We start from the raw sequence: 16,488 nt of genomic DNA, 5'->3' as shown, positions 1-16,488 counted from the left end.
AGGTTATTATTTCGTATAAAAAGGGTAACCCATTGAAAAGGGATGTAAAAAGAATGCTAGAACATAAGACAATCAAGTTCATCAAAAGCAATCACTTAATTCAAGAGGGAGACCGAATTTTAGTGGGTGTGTCTGGGGGGCCAGATTCATTGGCTCTGTTGCACTTCTTATTTAAATTAAGAAATCAGTACAACATCCATTTAGTTTGTGCACATGTCGATCATATGTTTAGGGGGGAAGAGTCTTACAGAGACCTATTGTTTGTAAAGGGTATTTGTGAAGCTTGGGACATTCCATTTGAGGCAAAACGTATTGATGTAACTAGTTATATGAAGGAAACGGGTAAAAGCTCCCAAACTGCAGCCCGGGATGTCAGGTATGAATTTTATAGAAATGTTATGGATCTTCATTCGTTGAATAAGCTTGCACTTGGTCATCATGGAGATGACCAAATGGAAACCATGTTGATGAGATGGACGAGAGGGGCAACAGGGACCGCGCGTGCAGGCATGGCAATCCAACGAGCATTCCACGACAGCGAATTATTTAGGCCGTTTATTTCTGTGACTAAAGAAGAAATCCTGGATTATTGTAAAAGAAACGGCCTTTTCCCTCGAATCGATCCCAGTAATGAAAAGGAAGTATATGTGCGGAATCGATTTAGAAAACATGTATTACCATTTTTAAAGCAGGAGAATGCCCTAGTTCATCAACATTTTCAACGATTTAGTGAAGAATTGTTGGAAGATGAACAATTTTTACTTTTACAAGCAGAGGAACAGTTACAGGACATCATAGTAGAGAAGGGTGAAAATCGGGTTGTGATTGCCCTGCAGCCTTTGCTCATAGTGCCTAAACCTTTACAAAGGAGAGCTATTCAACTAATATTAAACTATCTTTACATTGAAAGACCTAAAGCCTTATCCGCCATACATATCGAACATTTGTTGGAAATGTTCCGCAATACTCATCCATCTGGTGAAATTCATTTGCCAGAAGGAATCATTGCCAAAAAATCATATGATGAATGCACCTTCTCCTTTGGTGATACCTTAGCGCAGCCTTATTCCTTATTATTACAAATCCCAGGATACATATTTCTTCCGAATGGATATAAAATTACAGCACAATATATAGAAGAAGAAAATTTTATCCAAAGTAGTAATTACATATTAAGATTGCCAGTTGATTTTGATTGTTTCCCATTAAGGGTGCGAACCAAGAAAGATGGCGATCGGATGAAGGTCAAGGGGTTGGAAGGCTCCAAAAAGCTAAAGGATATTTTTATCAATGCAAAAATCCCTTTAGTGGAAAGAGAAGTGTGGCCAATCGTAGAAGATGACGATGGCAACATCATATGGCTTCCGGGACTTAAAAAATCACCGGTGGATCAAAACGTGGAAAAGCTAAAGTCTTTCATATGTCTAAAATATTTAAAAGAGTAGGTCTTCTAGGGGGCAATTATAAACATGACATTACAGAATGATATTGAGAAAGTATTAATTAGTGAAGAAGAACTTCAAGCAAAAATCCTTGAGCTTGGAACAAGACTAACAGATGAATACAATGATCGTTTTCCTTTAGCAATTGGGGTCCTTAAAGGTGCAATGCCTTTCATGGCAGATTTATTGAAACGTGTGGACACTCATTTGGAAATGGACTTCATGGATGTATCTAGTTATGGGAATTCCACTGTATCTACTGGGGAAGTCAAAATCATCAAAGACCTGAATACCTCAGTAGAAGGTCGTGATATCTTGATTATCGAAGATATTATTGATAGTGGACTAACATTGAGCTATTTAGTGGAGCTTTTCCGTTATCGCAAAGCTAAATCCATTAAGATTGTGACTTTATTGGATAAGCCATCAGGAAGAAAGGCTGACATCGAAGCAGATTATGTAGGTTTTATCGTGCCTGATGAATTCGTTGTAGGTTATGGACTTGATTATGCGGAAAGATACCGCAACCTTCCTTACATTGGAGTATTGAAGCCAGAAATTTATTCAAATAAGGAATAAAACATCCCAATTTTGTCTACATTTTTGTAGGGATGTTAAATTATTGTATTACCATGTTTTGCTATGATACTATTTAATATAGTTTATTCATTGTGGGAGGAGGTAAGGAATGAATCGGATCTTCCGTAATACGATTTTTTATTTACTTATATTTTTGGTCATTATTGGAATCGTAAGCATCTTTACGAATAATAATGAGCCTACTGAAAATATTACGCAGGACCAGTTTTTCCGTTACTTAGAAAAAGGTGACGTTACGGGATATTCTTTAAAGCCTGAACGAAATGTCTATGAAATTAGAGGACAATTAAAAGGGTATGAAGAAGGGAAATCTTTCCTAACATACGTAACGATTAGTGATACAGCATTAAGTCGCATTGATGCTGCAGCGAAACAGTCAGGTGTTAGTATTAAAGAAGATATTAAACCTGCCGATGAAACAAACGGTTGGATGACTTTCTTTACTTCAATTATTCCGTTCATCATTATATTCATCTTGTTCTTCTTCTTGCTGAACCAAGCACAGGGTGGCGGAAGCCGAGTGATGAACTTTGGAAAGAGCAAAGCGAAACTCTATAATGATGAAAAGAAAAAAGCGCGATTCAAAGATGTTGCGGGCGCTGATGAAGAAAAACAAGAACTTGTTGAAGTTGTTGAATTCTTAAAAGATCCTCGCAAATTCTCTGAAGTAGGGGCTCGTATCCCTAAAGGGGTCCTATTAGTAGGTCCTCCAGGTACAGGTAAAACATTGCTTGCACGTGCAGTAGCAGGAGAAGCAGGCGTTCCTTTCTTCTCGATTTCAGGTTCAGACTTCGTCGAAATGTTTGTTGGGGTCGGGGCTTCACGTGTACGTGACTTATTCGAAAACGCTAAGAAGAACGCACCTTGTATTATCTTCATTGATGAAATTGATGCAGTCGGTCGTCAGCGTGGTGCTGGTTTAGGCGGTGGCCATGACGAGCGTGAACAAACATTGAATCAGTTATTAGTTGAAATGGACGGTTTTGGTGCAAATGAAGGAATCATTATCATCGCAGCTACAAACCGACCTGATATTCTAGACCCAGCCCTTCTTCGTCCAGGACGATTTGACCGTCAAGTTACAGTCGGCCGTCCAGATGTAAAAGGTCGTGAAGCGGTCCTAAAAGTACATGCAAGAAATAAACCTTTTGCAGATGAAGTGGATTTGAAAGCCATTGCAATGCGTACACCAGGATTCTCTGGAGCTGATCTTGAGAATTTATTGAATGAGGCAGCCCTAGTGGCGGCTCGTCGAAACAAAAAGAAAATCGATATGTCCGATATCGATGAAGCAACCGATCGTGTTATTGCAGGACCTGCTAAGAAAAACCGTGTGATCTCAGAAAAGGAACGTAATATTGTTGCATTCCATGAAGCTGGTCATACTGTCATTGGTCTTGTGTTGGATGAAGCAGAAACTGTTCATAAAGTTACCATTGTTCCTCGTGGTCAAGCAGGTGGTTATGCGGTTATGCTTCCGAAAGAAGATCGTTTCTTCATGACTAAGCCGGAATTGTTGGACAAAATCGTAGGTCTACTAGGTGGCCGTGTGGCGGAGGAAATTGTATTCGGTGAAGTAAGTACTGGGGCACATAATGACTTCCAACGTGCAACTGGAATCGCTCGACGAATGGTTACTGAATTCGGGATGAGTGATAAACTAGGACCACTTCAATTTGGACAGTCTCAAGGCGGCCAAGTTTTCTTAGGTAGAGACTTCAACAACGACCAAAATTATTCAGATGCAATTGCATATGACATTGATTTAGAAATCCAGCGTATTATCAAAGAAAGTTATGAGCGAGCAAGAAAGATTCTAACTGAACATCGTGATAAGCTAGATATCATTGCGAACACATTACTTGAAGTTGAAACATTGGATGCAGAACAAATCAAGCACCTAGCAGATCATGGTAAACTACCAGAGCGTTCTTATAAAGCTCTGAATGGTGAGCTAGACGATGTGAAAGTGAACATCAAAAGTAAGGAAGATAAGGAAGCGGTTGAACCTCCAGTAGTGGAAGAGCGTACTCCTGAAATTAAGGAGAAAAGGGAAGACCTTGTGACTCCACCTATCCAAGAGGGGCACCCTGAAAATCCTATCAATCCTAATAATGATGAGAAAAAAGAATAAAACTACTGAAAACGATCTCATATGAGGTCGTTTTTTTCTTCGTGAAAAACCGTTATTATGTTATGATGTGGATGGAAAATAGTGAAGGTCCTATTTATTCTGTAATGTTAACTAAAAAAGAATGTAAGATAGATGATTAAGAATTTAGGCAAAGTGGTGATTGTAATGATTTTTGTATTGGACGTTGGAAATACGAACACTGTGTTGGGAGTTTATGAAGGAGATCATCTAAAGCATCATTGGCGCATAGAGACAAGTAGAAATAAGACTGAAGATGAATTTGGCATGATAATAAAATCTCTTCTTGAGCATGTAGGACTATCCTTTAAAGAATTTGATGGTATTATTATTTCCTCGGTAGTGCCTCCAATTATGTTTGCTCTGGAACGCATGTGTATAAAATATTTCGGTATTAAACCGCTAATAGTAGGTCCTGGAATAAAAAACGGCTTGAACATCAAGTTGGAAAACCCAAGAGAGGTTGGGGCTGACCGTATTGTGAATGCCGTTGCAGGAATCCATGAATACGGACATCCATTAATTATTGTCGATTTTGGTACCGCAACTACCTATTGTTACATTAATGAAGAGAAACAATATATGGGTGGGGCTATCGCTCCAGGAATCGGTATTTCAACTGAAGCTCTTTATTCCAAGGCTGCTAAACTTCCCCGTATTGAAATAGCGCGCCCTGAAGAAGTGGTCGGAAAGAATACAGTGGCAGCGATGCAATCAGGAATCCTATTTGGTTATGTAGGACAAGTTGAAGGAATTGTAGCAAGGATGAAAGCGCAAAGTAAGAAAGAGCCAACTGTCATTGCAACAGGAGGATTGGCGACGTTAATTTCTAAGGAATCCGAAGTGATTGATGTTGTCGACCCTTTCTTGACCTTGAAGGGATTGAAACTGATTTATCAACGCAATATGGAGTCGAGCAAGAAATAAATTACAGTTAGGAGTTTATTTTATGAATGACTATTTAATAAAAGCCCTTGGCTATAACGGCCAGGTTCGTGCCTATGCGGTTACTTCTACTAATTCTGTGGGAGAAGCCCAACAAAGACATGGGACATGGCCGACGGCATCTGCAGCACTTGGTAGAACGATGACCGCTGGTGTGATGTTAGGTGCCATGTTAAAAGGCGATGATAAACTGACTATCAAAATTGAAGGTGGCGGACCAATCGGCGCAATCCTTGTAGACAGCAATGCCAAAGGGGAAGTTCGTGGGTATGTGACTAATCCTCAAACACATTTCGACTTGAACCAACACGGAAAGTTAGATGTTCGTAGAGCCGTTGGTACGGATGGGATGCTAACCATAGTCAAGGACTTAGGATTAAGAGACTTTTTTACAGGTCAAATTCCCATTGTGTCTGGTGAAATTGGAGAAGATTTTACGTACTACCTTGTCACATCAGAACAAGTACCTTCTTCAGTGGGTGTTGGAGTACTAGTGAATCCTGATAACTCCATATTGGCTGCTGGCGGATTTATTATTCAGTTACTGCCAGGAACAGAAGATGCAACGATTACCCAAATTGAGGAACGTTTAAAAACCATCCCTCCAATTTCTAAGCTGATTCAAAAGGGGCTAACCCCTGAAGAGATATTAGAAGAGCTCCTTGGAAAAGGGAATGTTCAAATACTAGAAAAAATGCCGATTCAATTCCAATGTCAGTGTTCTAGAGAGAGAATTTCTAATGCATTAGTGAGCCTTGGGACACAGGAGATTCAAGAAATCATTGATGATGAAGGGTCTGCTGAAGCCCAATGTCATTTCTGTAATGAAAAATACCAATTTTCTAGAGAAGAATTAGAAGAGCTAAAAAAAGATGCGAAATGACTTTGGGGGGATAAGCTTTGACTAACAAACGATTATGGTCTACAGTCATCGGCCTTATCCTTTTGAATGTGATGACTATCTTACTCTTTGCAATAAAGCCCTTCGCTTCAGATAAAGTATTTCATTCTGATGACCAACAAGATGTGGTTGCGACCATCGGTAAGGAAACGATTTCACAGCAAGAATGGATAAATGAACTGGAACATCGTTATGGAAAAGAAGTACTAAAAGAAATGATTGATGAAAAAGTCATCTTAGAAACTGCCAAGAAATATGATGTAACAGTATCTGACCAAGAACTCGATCGTGAATTTATCTTACTGAAGACCATGTATGGATCGTTTGATCAGCAACAATTAGAAAATGAAGAGAAATGGAGAATGCAGCTTAAGACGAGCATTCTCCTTGAAAAGCTTTTAACCAAAGACGTGGATATTCCTGAAAAGACCATAAAAAAGTATTATGAAGATAATAAAAAGACATTTGAAGTTCCTGAAACCCTTCACCTTTCACATATAGTGGTAAAACAAAAGGCAGAAGCTCAAAAAGTAGTTGATGAGCTAAAAGATGGCGCTACATTTTCCCTCCTCGCTATGGAAAAATCAGTTGATGATTTTACCTCCAATCACGGTGGGGATATCGGTTTTATATCGGCTGCCAATGAAAGATATCCGAACGAGTACTTTCAACAAGCCAGTAAGTTAGGAAAAGGTAAATGGAGCAATATCATTAAAGTGGAAAATGGTTATGCCATCTTGTACCTTCATGAGCGAATAAAGCCGAAGAAATATTCTTACGATGATGTGAAGGATCAAATTCGGAGACAGGTCGCAATGGATCAAATGGAACAGCCAGCCTCCCCGGATTTTTTCTGGGATGAACAAAAAGTCGATTGGTATTATGGAAAATGACGTTCCATTCAAAGTAGCCTTCCGAGGCTGCTTTTTCTTTTTATACGACTTATTGACGATGAATTGAATATACTAACAGTAGTTTTTCGGACGGTTACTTTTTTTCGAGGGACAAGCTGAATTTATTGACAATTTAGAAAGTAAGCAGTAAATTGAATTAAAACCCATAAAATTACTTGGTATTAGGGAGAGGATACTATGGCACGTATTGCAAATTCGGTATCAGAATTAGTAGGTCAAACACCTATCGTAAAATTAAACCGATTAGTGGATACTGACAGCGCGGATGTTTACTTAAAACTCGAATATATGAATCCTGGAAGTAGTGTCAAAGATCGTATTGCATTAGCTATGATCGAGGACGCTGAAAAATCTGGGGTATTGAAATCTGGGGATACAATTATTGAACCTACAAGTGGGAATACTGGAATCGGTTTAGCAATGATCGCTGCAGCCAAAGGATATCGAGCGATTCTTGTCATGCCGGAAACTATGAGCTTAGAGCGTCGTAATTTATTGCGAGCATATGGAGCCGATCTTGTGTTAACTCCAGGTCCTGAAGGGATGGGCGGAGCAATCCGTAAAGCAGAAGAGTTAGCTAAGGAAAATGGCTATTTTATGCCGCAGCAGTTTAAGAATGAAGCGAATCCAGAAATCCATCGCAATACGACTGGTAAAGAAATTGTCGAGCAAATGGGAGAGCAACTTGACGCGTTCGTATCAGGAATCGGAACAGGTGGTACGGTTACTGGAGCCGGCGAAGTGTTACGAGAAGCTTTTCCAAGTATCAAAATTGTTGCAGTGGAACCCGCTGATTCCCCAGTGCTGTCTGGTGGAAAACCAGGACCTCATAAAATCCAAGGAATTGGAGCAGGATTTGTTCCTGATATATTGAACACGGACATTTACGATGAAATTATTCAAGTGAAAAACGAAGAGGCGTTTGAATTTGCACGTCGTGCCGCAAGAGAAGAAGGGATTTTAGGTGGAATTTCATCAGGGGCTGCGATTTCTGCTGCTTTACAAGTTGCGAAAAAGCTAGGCAAAGGAAAGAAAGTCCTGGCCATTATCCCAAGTAATGGAGAACGTTATTTAAGTACACCTTTGTATCAATTCGAACAAGAATAATTTTTTCATAGAAAAGGGCATCCATCGAAGCGGTGGATGCTCTTTTGTATTGTAAGAAACTATAAATTGGTTAAATCGTAGAAAGGCAACGTAGTGGTCAAATTCAGGAGTGGAAGTAAAAGTGCAACATACTCCTCCTCTGTCTTCACCTTTATGCTCGCCAATCGGCGAATTTTCTAATGTGTACATCCTACCGGTTTGTATTTGTAGTTGTCGAATGGTGAGAATATATGACATGATACTAAAGAGGAGAATTCCTTGTAACATATAATGACAAAGTTGTTTTTAGGGGTGCAGACATAGTGAAAAAAAGAAAAGTGTTTAGTCGAGCCATTTCCATGAACGAAAGAGATTTTTTTGATATATATCTAGCTTTATCTGTACAAAAATCACACCATATTCTGCTCGAAAGTGGGAGAGGTGGGAAGTATTCTTTTGCTGGAATTTCCCCAGTCGCTGTCCTAGAAGGTAAGGATAATGAATTAATCATCACAGAGAAGGATCATTCTATCCGACAGGAGGGAGAACCTCTACTTCTGATGAAAGAGTGGATGGCATCAAGGAATGTGATACAAGACGAATCACTTCCAGATTTCCAAGGTGGAGCCATGGGGTTCATTAGCTATGATTATGCTCGTTATATTGAAAAATTACCAAGCCTTACAACGGATGATTTATTAACACCAGATATTTATTTCATGGTTTTTGACGAATTACTAGCTTATGAACATGAAAATAAAACACTGTGGCTCCTGTATACAGGTGTCGAGGATCAAGTGGACATTGCTGAAGAAATTTTGAATCGAATGGAATCGGATGTTAGGGAAGAATGGACCAGTCGTGCTGACCTAGAATTTATGTCTGAAGAAATTGTTGTAGATAATGATGAACTAACAGTTTCCATGACGGAAAATGAATTCATGGATGCAGTAGAAAGAGTTCGAGACTATATTTCTAAAGGTGACATTTTCCAAGTGAATTTATCAGTCAGACAGTCAAAGCCCTTATTGGCTTCTCCCATTGAGATATACGAAGAACTCCGAAAATTGAATCCATCTCCATACATGTCTTATGTTGAAACCCTTGACTTTCAAATCGTGAGTGGCTCACCTGAGCTTCTTATTAAGAAGAAAGGGCTTGATGTCAGCACAAGACCAATTGCTGGGACAAGGTCAAGGGGTGCTAATGCCGAAGAAGATGAAAGCTTGGCAAAGGAATTGATTGATAATGAGAAAGAAAGAGCAGAACATGTAATGCTTGTTGATTTGGAAAGAAATGACCTTGGACGTGTTTGCCGTTTCGGTACGGTTGAGGTTGATGAGTTCATGGTGATTGAAAAATATTCCCATGTTATGCATATTGTCTCCAATGTGAGGGGAGAACTTGCCGATGGACAAAATGAGTATGACGTCATCAAAGCAGTTTTTCCAGGAGGTACAATTACAGGTGCGCCTAAAATAAGGACGATGGAAATCATAGAAGAATTAGAGCCGGTAAGACGGGGCATATATACAGGTTCCATTGGTTGGATTGGATATTCAGGTGAAATGGAACTGAATATTGTTATCCGTACCATGCTCGCTAAGGATGGAATGGGCCATGTTCAAGCAGGGGCAGGGGTCGTCATAGACTCTAATCCGAAGTATGAATATCTTGAATCTTTGAAAAAAGCAGCAGCGTTATGGAGAGCGAAGGAACAAGCAGATTCTAAGTATCGAAAGGCAGGTCACAGCGATGATACTCATGATTGATAATTACGATTCTTTTACTTATAACCTAGTTCAATACTTAGGCGAACTGGGTGAAGAATTAGTTGTAAAGAGAAACGACCAAATCACTATCGAAGAAATAGAACAGTTACATCCAAACATCATCATGGTTTCACCTGGGCCTTGCAGTCCCAATGAGGCGGGTATCAGTCTGGAAACCATCAGTCACTTTTCTGGGAAGATCCCCATTTTCGGTGTCTGCTTAGGACATCAATCTATCGGACAAGCATTCGGAGGAGACGTCATCGTTGCCGAGCGACTCATGCATGGAAAGACTTCTCCTGTATACCATGATGGGAAAACGACATTTGAAGGGATGCCAAATCCTTTTATTGCCACACGTTATCACTCGTTAATCGTGAAAAAAGAAACGCTTCCCGATTGCTTTGAAATCTCAGCTTGGACTGAAGAGGGAGAAATCATGGCCATCCGCCATAAGGAGTTGCCAGTCGAAGGGGTCCAATTCCATCCAGAGTCCATCATGACGCAGAATGGAAAACAGTTACTACGTAATTTTGTGGGATTTTATACGAAAGCGGAACAAATTACGAATGAATAAGTGGATGTATTTAAACGGGAGAATCATCCCCGAGAATGAAGCAACTATTTCCCCATTTGACCATGGTTTCTTATATGGATTAGGAGTGTTTGAAACTTTTCGTCTATACAATGGGCATCCCTTTTTATTAGCAGAACATCTAAAACGCATGCAAGTGGCTTTATCGGAGTTAAACATTCAGCTAACACTTTCAATAGAGGATATGTCAGAGCTACTGAATGAACTGATAAATAAGAATGGATTTGAAAATGCTCGAGTGAGGTTGAATGTGTCAGCGGGAGATGGACCTATTGGTTTGCAGACTGAACCGTATACTAACCCTAATGTCATGATTTTTATGAATTCTTTACCTGTAGCCACGGAGCAATTGAGTAGTAAAACAGCGATCCTATTGAGGCAAAGAAGGAATACCCCAGAGACGGCATTCCGTTTGAAATCCCATCATTACCTGAACAATATTGTTGCTAAGCGAGAGATGGGAGCTGGGGTTGATGCCGAAGGGATTTTCTTGAATGAAAAAGGAAACTTGGCAGAAGGCATTGTTTCAAATATATTCTGGGTGAAAAAGGGCGTTTTATACACCCCAGCCATTCAAACCGGAATTTTAAATGGGATTACAAGACAGTTTGTCATCCATCTTGCAATGGAACATGGCATTCTGGTAGAAGAAGGAGAATACTTGCTCGACGACCTACTAGAAGCAGATGAAATGTTTATTACCAACTCCATTCAAGAAATCGTCGCGATTGACCGTTTAGAAGGAGTAAAGGAATTTAACGGAGTTCAAGGTGTTATCACGGCATTATTGTTTAGGAAATATAAAACACTAAGAGAACAGCTTTTTACAATGAGTGAATACCCAAATGATTGTGCTGAGTAAAGGAGAGTTTTATTGTGAGGGAACCTTCAACAACCATACAGTGTGGACCGTATCAACTTGATTATCAGAATAAAACCCTTATCATGGGGATTTTGAATACAACACCGGATTCTTTCTCTGATGGGGGAAAGTTCAATGAAGTGGAGGCAGCTGTAGCTCGTGCCAAGCAGTTAGTAAAAGACGGAGCTGACATTATTGACATAGGTGGCGAATCCACACGTCCAGGTGCTGAAAGGGTGTCGGTAGAAGAGGAGCTGATACGGGTCATTCCTGTAATCGAAGCAATCTCTAATGAGGTTTCTGTGCCAATTTCCATCGATACATATAAAGCTGAGGTCGCGTTGCGTGCGGTGAAAGCTGGGGCACATATTATCAATGATGTGTGGGGAGCAAAAGCGGACCCGAATATGGCAAAGGTAGCAGCGGAGTTAGATGTACCGATTATATTAATGCACAATCGTGAGGGAATGGAATATGATGTTTTCTTGCGTGATGCATTTTATGACTTGTACCAAAGCATCGAGTTGGTGAAATCAGCAGGTGTGAAGGATCAGAATATCATTTTAGACCCTGGCATTGGATTTGCAAAAGACTTTGCAGGAAATATAGACATGATGAGAGGGTTAGATAATTTAGTGTCTTTAGGTTATCCTGTATTACTCGGGACAAGCCGGAAATCCATGATTGGACAGATTTTGGATTTGCCACCACAAGAGCGGATGGAAGGTACAGGGGCAACTGTATGTTATGGGATTCAAAAAGGATGCCACATCATGCGCGTTCATGATGTGAAAGAAATATCACGTATGGCAAAAGTGATGGATGTTCTGGTTGGGAAGGGTGATTCTATTGGATAAAATCTATTTAAATGAAATGGAGTTTTATGGTTACCATGGAGTGTTCCCTGAGGAAACGAAGCTGGGGCAACGATTTAAAGTCGATTTGTCAGTGGATGCTGATTTATCCAAAGCTGGAAAAAGTGATAACTTAAACGATTCTATTAATTATGGTGAACTATATTTTACCTGTAAGGAAATCGTTGAAGGCAAACCATATAAGCTGATAGAATCAGTCGCAGAGAAAGTTGCCGAAGTGATTTTAGAAAGATTTTCAAAAGTGCAAAGCTGTACAGTCAAAGTCATTAAGCCAGATCCTCCTATTCCTGGACACTATAAATCTGTAGCCATTGAGATCTCGAGGAGTAGAGGGTAATGAAGTCAACAGCTTTTTTGTCATTAGGAACAAATATAGAAAATCGGTTTCAATATTTAAACGAAGCAGTTCAATTACTGCGTGAAGATAAGTATATTCTTGTTACGGACATCTCTTCGATTTATGAAACGGAACCGGTTGGGTATACTGATCAAGGAAATTTCTTGAATATTGTAGTGAAGATTGAAACGGATCATTCACCTGAAGAATTGCTAGTAAGTTGCCAATCTATTGAAGAGTCACTTGGGAGAAAAAGGGAAATTAGGTGGGGTCCTCGAACCATAGACCTTGACATTTTGTTGTATAATCTAGACAATATTGAAGCGGATAATCTTTCTATTCCTCATCCTCGGATGCATGAGCGAGCATTTGTCCTTATACCTTTATTGGAAATTGAATCGAACATCAAGCTTCCGACGATGGATTTACCGCTAACATCATTGTTAGAGAACATGCCAGAGAAAGAAGGAGTTCGAATATGGAAGCAGAAAAATGGGGAAGACGCATTCGTGCCTTTCGAAAGTTGAAAGGTTATACGCAAGAAGGATTTGCGAAAGAACTTGGAGTTTCTGTTTCTTTATTAGGTGAGGTCGAAAGAGGAAACCGTATGCCTTCTGATAAATTTTTGACAGAAGTAGCAGAAATGCTCGATGTACCTCTAGGAGAGCTTAACCCTAAAGAAAATTAAGAAGACAATTCATTTAATATATAAATTATTTTAAAATAAAGAGGAGTTAATATTGTGCTGAAAATTGGAGATATCACCATGAAAAACCCTGTTGTCCTTGCTCCAATGGCTGGTGTTTGTAACTCAGCATTCCGTCTTACTGTAAAGGAATTTGGTGCAGGGCTAGTTTGTGCGGAAATGGTAAGCGACAAAGGGATTATCTTCAAAAATGAAAAGACTATGAATATGCTTTACATTGATGAAAGAGAAAAACCTCTAAGCTTACAAATATTTGGTGGGGAAAGAGAATCTTTAGTGGAAGCGGCTCGTTTTGTTGATCGCAATACGAATGCGGACATTATCGATATCAATATGGGTTGCCCCGTCCCAAAAATCACAAAATGTGATGCGGGTGCAAAGTGGTTACTAGATCCTAACAAAATTTATGAAATGGTTTCTGCTGTTGTTGACGCTGTTGATAAGCCAGTAACTGTTAAAATGCGTATGGGTTGGGATGAAGACCACATTTTTGCTGTGGAAAACGCTAGAGCAGTAGAACGTGCGGGCGGTAAAGCAGTATCTCTTCATGGAAGAACACGTGTTCAAATGTATGAAGGACAAGCGAATTGGGATATCATTCGCGAAGTAAAACAATCTGTAAACATCCCAATCATCGGAAATGGTGATGTCCAAACTCCACAGGATGCTAAACGTATGCTTGATGAAACTGGTGTAGATGGTGTCATGATTGGACGTGCAGCTCTTGGGAATCCATGGATGATTTATCGTACGGTAAAATATCTAGAAACTGGGGAATTAATGGACGAGCCATCCGTAAGTGAAAAGATGGATGTTGCTGTCCTTCACTTGGACCGCCTTATTGACTTAAAGAATGAAAATGTTGCCGTTCGTGAAATGCGTAAACATGCTGCATGGTACTTAAAAGGTGTACGTGGAAATGCGAAGGTGCGTAATGGCATTAATGAATGTAATACGAGGGATGACCTAGTTAACCTTCTATACTCTCTAGTAGAAGAAAATGAAGTCAATGAAGAAACTCAAGTGGTTGGTTGACTTTGATTTTGAATTTTTCTATAATACGCTGTAAATAAACTGCCAGGGAATCTGGCAGTTTTTATATTATTCATTTCATATTTATATCTTAAGGTGTAATTTAAGGTAGGGATACTAGAGGGTAAGGTAGCATTAAGCAATTGCCAATGTTTCTGTAAAAACTAAAATGATTAGAATATTCTGTTTTTGTTGATGTGGATTTTTTTCATTTTAAATTGATGTTTTATCTTAGTAGCTTGTGTAAAATGGATAAGTGTCAATTATTACGATGTTTAATGTGATTACATATATAAAAGAAATTGGGAGTGAAATTTAATGAGTCATGAAGAGTTAAATGACCAGTTACAAGTAAGACGTGACAAAATGCAATCCATGATGGATGCAGGAAAAGATCCTTTCGGTAAAAGATTTGATCGTTCACATCATGCGAAAGAAATTCTTGAGGCATATGGAGAATTATCTAAAGAAGACCTAGAAGAAAAGAAGGTTGCCGTTACTATCGCTGGCCGTATTATGACTAAGCGTGGAAAAGGGAAAGCAGGCTTTGCTCATATTCAAGATCTTACAGGCCAAATCCAAATCTATGTTCGCCAAGATGCTATCGGTGAAGAAAACTATGCAGATTTCGATTCAGCTGATTTAGGGGACATTATCGGGGTTACTGGTACGGTATTCAAAACGCAAGTTGGAGAACTTTCAATTAAAGCTACTGACTTCACTTATTTGACGAAAGCTCTTCGTCCGTTACCTGACAAATTCCATGGTCTTAAAGATGTGGAAGAGCGTTACCGCAAACGTTATGTAGACCTTATCACGAACGAGGAAAGCAAAAAGACTTTTATTACAAGAAGTTTAATCATTCAATCTATGCGTAGATACTTAGATAACCACGGCTACTTAGAAGTCGAGACTCCAATGATGCATGCGATTGCAGGTGGAGCTTCTGCAAGACCATTCACTACGCATCATAACGCATTAGACATGCCGTTGTTCATGCGTATCGCAATTGAACTGCATTTAAAGCGTCTAATTGTAGGTGGTCTTGAAAAGGTTTATGAAATCGGACGTGTATTCCGTAATGAAGGTGTTTCTACAAGACATAATCCAGAATTTACGATGATTGAATTGTATGAGGCGTATGCGGATTACCGTGACATCATGACTTTAACGGAGAATCTTATTGCTCATATTGCTCAAGAAGTATTAGGTACGACTACTGTCCAATATGGCGAACATCAGGTTGAATTGAAACCTGAATGGAAGAGACTTCATATGGTTGATGCGATTAAAGAGTACGTAGGTGTTGACTTCTGGAAGCAAATGACGAAGGAAGAAGCACAAGCACTTGCAAAAGAGCATGGAGTAGAGATTACTGAGCATATGGAATTTGGCCATATCGTTAATGAATTCTTCGAGCAAAAAATTGAGGACAAGCTGATTCAACCTACATTCATTTACGGTCATCCAGTGGAAATTTCTCCACTTGCTAAGAAAAACGAGGAAGATCCTCGATTCACAGACCGTTTTGAATTATTCATCGTTCAGCGTGAACATGCGAATGCATTTACAGAGTTAAATGATCCTATCGATCAACGTCAACGTTTTGAAGCTCAAATGAAGGAAAAAGAACAAGGTAATGATGAAGCACATGAAATGGATGATGATTTCATCGAAGCATTAGAATACGGTATGCCTCCAACAGGTGGACTTGGCATTGGTATCGATCGCTTAGTTATGTTGTTAACTAACTCACCTTCTATCCGTGATGTATTGTTATTCCCATTAATGCGTCATCGTTAATAGCTTGAGTGGAAGCCTTGGAGGATATTATCTTCCAGGCTTTTTTATTTTGATATATTCGGATAAGAGATGTAATTACCACTAGCTTTAATTAAGTTCTTTTGTCGGAATTTTATAACATAAATTATTTCAGGAAAACTTTTTAAAAAGCTATTGCGCCCACTTCGATATGGTGTTATATTTATATCTGTTGTTAAGAACAAAACAACTTAACGAAAAGAACGAAATACTTTTTAAAAAAACATCTTGACTCAAAGTTGAGTCGGTGGTAATATTAAAAAGCTGTTCTAATTGCTCTTTGAAAACTAAACAAAACAATACGTCAACGTTTAAATTTAAGTCTTTTAAATAAGACATTTTATGAGCGAGTCAAACACTTTTTGGAGAGTTTGATCCTGGCTCAGGACGAACGCTGGCGGCGTGCCTAATACATGCAAGTCGAGCGGACATCTTAAAAGCTTGCTTT

16 protein-coding genes and 1 rRNA gene are annotated in these 16,488 nt (G+C 39.3%); all 17 read left to right on the top strand.

All coding sequences use genetic code 11. From position 1 onward, the window contains the following. Nucleotides 1-53: 53 nt before the first annotated feature. Complete coding sequence (gene tilS / locus G3O09_RS18325) at nucleotides 54-1,445, top strand: tRNA lysidine(34) synthetase TilS (protein ID WP_240338488.1); 1,392 nt, start codon at nucleotides 54-56, stop codon at nucleotides 1,443-1,445. Between the two features lie 24 nt (nucleotides 1,446-1,469). Beyond that, complete coding sequence (hpt, locus tag G3O09_RS22595; protein ID WP_240338487.1) at nucleotides 1,470-2,021, top strand: hypoxanthine phosphoribosyltransferase; 552 nt, start codon at nucleotides 1,470-1,472, stop codon at nucleotides 2,019-2,021. A gap of 109 nt (nucleotides 2,022-2,130) precedes the next feature. After that, entirely contained in the window at nucleotides 2,131-4,176 is a 2,046-nt protein-coding gene (ftsH, locus tag G3O09_RS18320) for an ATP-dependent zinc metalloprotease FtsH (RefSeq protein WP_163102895.1), read from the top strand. 165 nt (nucleotides 4,177-4,341) lie between these two features. Beyond that, complete coding sequence (locus G3O09_RS18315; RefSeq protein ID WP_163102931.1) at nucleotides 4,342-5,121, top strand: type III pantothenate kinase; 780 nt, start codon at nucleotides 4,342-4,344, stop codon at nucleotides 5,119-5,121. A 22-nt stretch (nucleotides 5,122-5,143) separates the two neighbouring features. Next, a complete protein-coding gene (hslO, locus tag G3O09_RS18310) occupies nucleotides 5,144-6,022 on the top strand; it encodes an Hsp33 family molecular chaperone HslO (RefSeq protein WP_163102894.1) in 879 nt (292 codons plus the stop codon). Nucleotides 6,023-6,039: 17 nt separating this feature from the next. After that, nucleotides 6,040-6,933: a peptidyl-prolyl cis-trans isomerase gene (locus tag G3O09_RS18305; RefSeq protein WP_163102893.1), complete on the top strand. Its 894-nt coding sequence runs from the start codon at nucleotides 6,040-6,042 to the stop codon at nucleotides 6,931-6,933. A gap of 198 nt (nucleotides 6,934-7,131) precedes the next feature. Then, nucleotides 7,132-8,061, top strand: coding sequence for a cysteine synthase A (cysK, locus tag G3O09_RS18300; RefSeq protein WP_163102892.1), 930 nt, complete (start codon nucleotides 7,132-7,134; stop codon nucleotides 8,059-8,061). A 302-nt stretch (nucleotides 8,062-8,363) separates the two neighbouring features. After that, on the top strand, nucleotides 8,364-9,812 hold the full coding sequence (locus G3O09_RS18295) for an anthranilate synthase component I family protein (protein WP_163102891.1): 1,449 nt from the start codon (nucleotides 8,364-8,366) through the stop codon (nucleotides 9,810-9,812). After that, nucleotides 9,796-10,389, top strand: coding sequence for an aminodeoxychorismate/anthranilate synthase component II (gene pabA, locus G3O09_RS18290; protein ID WP_163102890.1), 594 nt, complete (start codon nucleotides 9,796-9,798; stop codon nucleotides 10,387-10,389). The genes G3O09_RS18295 and pabA overlap by 17 nt, the downstream gene beginning before the upstream one ends. Then, complete coding sequence (gene pabC, locus G3O09_RS18285; RefSeq protein WP_163102889.1) at nucleotides 10,382-11,269, top strand: aminodeoxychorismate lyase; 888 nt, start codon at nucleotides 10,382-10,384, stop codon at nucleotides 11,267-11,269. Before pabA ends, pabC begins: the two co-directional genes overlap by 8 nt. Nucleotides 11,270-11,352: 83 nt before the next feature. Continuing rightward, nucleotides 11,353-12,126, top strand: coding sequence for a dihydropteroate synthase (gene folP, locus G3O09_RS18280; protein ID WP_163102930.1), 774 nt, complete (start codon nucleotides 11,353-11,355; stop codon nucleotides 12,124-12,126). Continuing rightward, a complete protein-coding gene (gene folB / locus G3O09_RS18275; protein WP_163102888.1) occupies nucleotides 12,119-12,481 on the top strand; it encodes a dihydroneopterin aldolase in 363 nt (120 codons plus the stop codon). Before folP ends, folB begins: the two co-directional genes overlap by 8 nt. After that, entirely contained in the window at nucleotides 12,481-13,008 is a 528-nt protein-coding gene (gene folK, locus G3O09_RS18270) for a 2-amino-4-hydroxy-6-hydroxymethyldihydropteridine diphosphokinase (protein ID WP_163102887.1), read from the top strand. The genes folB and folK overlap by 1 nt, the downstream gene beginning before the upstream one ends. Continuing rightward, nucleotides 12,960-13,169, top strand: a complete 210-nt coding sequence (locus G3O09_RS18265) for a helix-turn-helix domain-containing protein (RefSeq protein ID WP_163102886.1) — start codon at nucleotides 12,960-12,962, stop codon at nucleotides 13,167-13,169. The genes folK and G3O09_RS18265 overlap by 49 nt, the downstream gene beginning before the upstream one ends. Before the next feature lie 54 nt (nucleotides 13,170-13,223). Beyond that, nucleotides 13,224-14,222 (top strand): tRNA dihydrouridine synthase DusB, encoded by a 999-nt coding sequence (dusB, locus tag G3O09_RS18260; RefSeq protein WP_163102885.1) that lies wholly within the window; start codon nucleotides 13,224-13,226, stop codon nucleotides 14,220-14,222. A gap of 315 nt (nucleotides 14,223-14,537) precedes the next feature. Beyond that, nucleotides 14,538-16,022: a lysine--tRNA ligase gene (gene lysS, locus G3O09_RS18255; protein ID WP_163102884.1), complete on the top strand. Its 1,485-nt coding sequence runs from the start codon at nucleotides 14,538-14,540 to the stop codon at nucleotides 16,020-16,022. A gap of 377 nt (nucleotides 16,023-16,399) precedes the next feature. Continuing rightward, nucleotides 16,400-16,488 (top strand): 16S ribosomal RNA (locus tag G3O09_RS18250); the annotation flags it as partial.

The sequence above is a fragment of the Peribacillus alkalitolerans genome (genome assembly GCF_010882125.1).
Classification (GTDB): Bacteria; Bacillota; Bacilli; order Bacillales; family DSM-1321; genus Bacillus_BN; species Bacillus_BN alkalitolerans.
The sequence above is the reverse complement of the archived record's forward strand: the minus strand, read 5'-3'. Positions and strand labels throughout refer to the sequence as shown.

Bases quoted from the DNA above. Each gene is read 5' to 3' on its own strand.
- G3O09_RS18315 (WP_163102931.1), top strand. From the start codon at position 4,342: ATGATTTTTGTATTGGACGTTGGAAATACGAACACTGTGTTGGGAGTT.
- folP (WP_163102930.1), top strand. From the start codon at position 11,353: ATGGGGATTTTGAATACAACACCGGATTCTTTCTCTGATGGGGGAAAG.
- pabC (WP_163102889.1), top strand. From the start codon at position 10,382: ATGAATAAGTGGATGTATTTAAACGGGAGAATCATCCCCGAGAATGAA.
- folK (WP_163102887.1), top strand. From the start codon at position 12,481: ATGAAGTCAACAGCTTTTTTGTCATTAGGAACAAATATAGAAAATCGG.
- lysS (WP_163102884.1), top strand. From the start codon at position 14,538: ATGAGTCATGAAGAGTTAAATGACCAGTTACAAGTAAGACGTGACAAA.
- hpt (WP_240338487.1), top strand. From the start codon at position 1,470: ATGACATTACAGAATGATATTGAGAAAGTATTAATTAGTGAAGAAGAA.
- ftsH (WP_163102895.1), top strand. From the start codon at position 2,131: ATGAATCGGATCTTCCGTAATACGATTTTTTATTTACTTATATTTTTG.
- tilS (WP_240338488.1), top strand. From the start codon at position 54: ATGCTAGAACATAAGACAATCAAGTTCATCAAAAGCAATCACTTAATT.
- pabA (WP_163102890.1), top strand. From the start codon at position 9,796: ATGATACTCATGATTGATAATTACGATTCTTTTACTTATAACCTAGTT.
- cysK (WP_163102892.1), top strand. From the start codon at position 7,132: ATGGCACGTATTGCAAATTCGGTATCAGAATTAGTAGGTCAAACACCT.
- G3O09_RS18265 (WP_163102886.1), top strand. From the start codon at position 12,960: ATGGAAGCAGAAAAATGGGGAAGACGCATTCGTGCCTTTCGAAAGTTG.
- hslO (WP_163102894.1), top strand. From the start codon at position 5,144: ATGAATGACTATTTAATAAAAGCCCTTGGCTATAACGGCCAGGTTCGT.